1 protein-coding gene is annotated in these 3103 nt (G+C 71.3%); it reads right to left on the bottom strand.

Translation table 11 applies throughout. The features are described from left to right. On the bottom strand, nucleotides 1–2650 hold a 2650-nt coding region (locus DD1DGNOD_RS07110; RefSeq protein WP_206443001.1), incomplete at its 3' end, for a hypothetical protein. Nucleotides 2651–3103: the final 453 nt, after the last annotated feature.

The following is a 3103-nucleotide window of genomic DNA, read 5'->3' as shown; positions in this document are numbered from 1 at the left end:
CTGCGATCACCGGGTACGCAGGTGGCCGTGGGCGCGCCACCGCCGTCTGCGCCGCAGGTGGCCGTGGCGCAGACGGCTGCGATCCCGACGATCCGGTCGCAGGCACCGCCGTGGACTCGGTGGCTCCCGCCCGGGCGCGGCGCAGCAACCGGTCCACCAACACGGGGTGGGCGGCCCGCAGTCCGGGATGCGCCCGCAGCAGTCTCGTGATCACGTCCCCCGCGTCCACGAACGGGCGCAGTGAGCCTTCGTCCTCGGCCAGCGCCAACGCACGGGCCAAAGACGCGGTCGCCCGCGCCACGTCCCCGATCCGGTCGGCCACCACCGCGTCCAGCACGCAGGCGGCGGTGAGGCTGCCGATTCCGAATCCGGCGTCGGCCCGCAACAGCGGAGCGAGCATCGCCGTGGCTGCGGGCGTGTCCGCCCGGGCAAGGTAGATGCGCACCAGGGTGAGCGCCTCAGCCGGGTCGGGACGGTGTTCGGCGGTCCCATGCCGCAGCAAGGTCAATGCCGCGTCCGGGTTACCCGCCGCAACAAGAAGATCGCCTTCGGTCGACAGCCGCGCGCGCAGACAGATATCGGGCAGCCCGACCGGACGATGGGCGGCCAGCAGGCGCCGGGCGGCCCGAACGTCTCCCGTACGTGCAAGGATGGCCGCGTTGAGCAGGACGAGAAGCTCGGCAGTCACCGGCTGTGGCCACTTCTCGCAATATCTTTCCGCCTCCTGGCCATGGCATCGGGCGGTGGCAAACTCGTCGATCTGGTAGGCGACGACGGCCATCGCAAGGTGAGCGTCGGCGAGCCCGGTGACCGCACCCGGCCGGAACCGGTCACCGCCGGTGCCGACCGACCGGCTCCGGCCGGCGTCCACCGCTTCACCGGCCCATGCCCGGGCATGGCGCAACCGTCCGCGCCAGGCATGGAGCAGCGCAAGGCCACCCAGGCAGGACAGCTCCACGTCGTCCATGCCGGCCTCACGGGCCAGGCGCAGCGCCGTTCGCAGGGTCTCGGACGCGCTGTCCAAACGACCCCGCCACAGCTCGGCACGCCCCCGGGCGGCAAGAGCGACGGCCCGCACTGCGGGCAAGCTCCTCCACTCGCCAGGATCACGGCACTCGGTCGTCTCGTGCGGACGCTCACCGGCACGCAACAGCCTGCGGGCGTAGTTGAGCATCCCGTCGGTGTCCGCCTGAAGCTCGGCGCGCCGCACCTCCAGGCAGTCCAGGGCGGTCGCCACCAGACGCCTGCGATTCGCCGGCAGGTTGGCCACCCCGGCCCGCGCGCCTTCCAGGCAGCCGGCCGCGGCCTCGGCGTCACCGGCCCGGACGCAGCGAGCCGCCGCAACGAGCGCACACTCGGCCGACTGGCCAGCCGATCCGCCGGGGAAGGAGTCCACGAGCGCACCCACCTGATCGGCGTCCGCGCCCGGGCCACCCGGCCCTGTGATCACACCGAGACCGCTCTCGACGAGCAGGCAGGCGGCATAACGCCAGTCTCCGGCGCGGCAGGCGTGCCGCACGGCGGCGGACAGGTCCCCGTAGTCGGCGAACCACATGGCGGCGCGCAGGTGCAGTTCGGGTTCGTCCTCCCGGGCCTCTCGTACGAGATCGGCGTGCAGGGTCTCGGCAAGGAGCCGGTGGAAGCGGTACCAGGTGTCGTCACCGTCGACACCGATCACGAACGAGTTGGTCCGGGCCAGGTCCGCCAGCAGCATCCGCCCGTCCATGACCGGGGTGTCCCGCCCGCCCGCGGCGGATCCGGCGACCGGGGTGAGCGCCGCGGCCGTCCCGCCGGGTTCGGCGGCGACGACGTCGAGCAGTGGCCCGGTCAGCCGGTCGAGCACGCTCGCGCGCAGCAGCAGGCGGCGGACCGCCCACGGCTGGCGCCCGAGGACCTCCGCACCGAGATACTCGGCGACTTCGCGGCCGGCGCGGTCGGGATACCCGGCGTCCCCACCGGCCAGAGGCGCGCGGTCCCCATCGGTGAGGGGCGCGCGCGCGGCCCACAGCCGCAGGCCCGCAGCCCAGCCTTCGGTCCGCTCCAGCAACTGGTCACGACCGGAGTCGGACAGATCGACGCCATGGGCCTGCAACAGCGCGGACGTCTCCTGGGCAGTGAAGGCGAGGTCGACGGGGCCGATCTCGATCAACCGGCCGTCGAGGCGCAGCCGGTGCAACGCGAGGATCGGATAACGCGAGCAGAGCACGAGCCGCAACGTCGGCCCGGTACAAGCTGCCAGCAGCTCGAGCCCGGCGACCACGACCGGATCCGTGATCAGATGCACATCGTCAATGATCAGTACGACTGGTGCGGACAACTCGGTGAGGGCGTTGGCCAGCTCCCGCCAGAACCATCCGGACCCGCCATCGCCGATGAGCGGCAGCGCACCGCCGACCGATCCGCTGCCGACCGATCCGGTGCCGGTCGATCCGCTGGCAAGCAGACTGCTGACAGCCGGTCTGGAATGAGCTGTGCCGGCTCCCGCCGGGATGGCACCACAGCGCTCCAGCGAGCACAACAGGTGGAACCACAGCTCGGCGGTTGCCTCGCCGTCCACCGACAGCCATGCGATCGGTCCCGGCCAGCGGGCGGCGGCAGCCCAGGACGCGGCAAGGACGGTCTTGCCGGACCCCGCCGGCCCATTGATCACCGTGACTCCACCACGAACACCTCGGTCGATGGTCTCCCAGAGGCGGATTCGCGGGATGTGGATGGCGGGCAGCGGTGGCGCGTTCGTTCGCGAGACAACGAGGGGCACTCTTGCGCCGGATTCATCCGGGTAAAAAGTAACGGCCGCGGACGACTTACCGTCAACCATGTCACAACCCCCCACCGACCAGGCGCGCAACGTAGTGGTATCGCGACAAGCGGTTATGGGCAAGACGAGACCGATGACCAAACAACCACGAACCCCCGGGAAAGGGATCAGTCGCGGCCGGGTTGCGACGTGCCCGACGGCGTCGTACCCCTGAAGGTATGAAGATCGAAAATGTCGGGTGAGCTCCGGAGGCTACCAGCGCCCTCCGGTACCAACTCCCACCACCGGCGACCGAGGCCGGATTTCCCGGAGCCTCCGAGCGACCCGGGGACCTTAAGCTCCCCG

This window comes from Candidatus Protofrankia californiensis, assembly GCF_900634765.1.
Classification (GTDB): domain Bacteria; phylum Actinomycetota; class Actinomycetes; order Frankiales; family Frankiaceae; genus Protofrankia; species Protofrankia californiensis.
The sequence above is the reverse complement of the archived record's forward strand: the minus strand, read 5'-3'. Positions and strand labels throughout refer to the sequence as shown.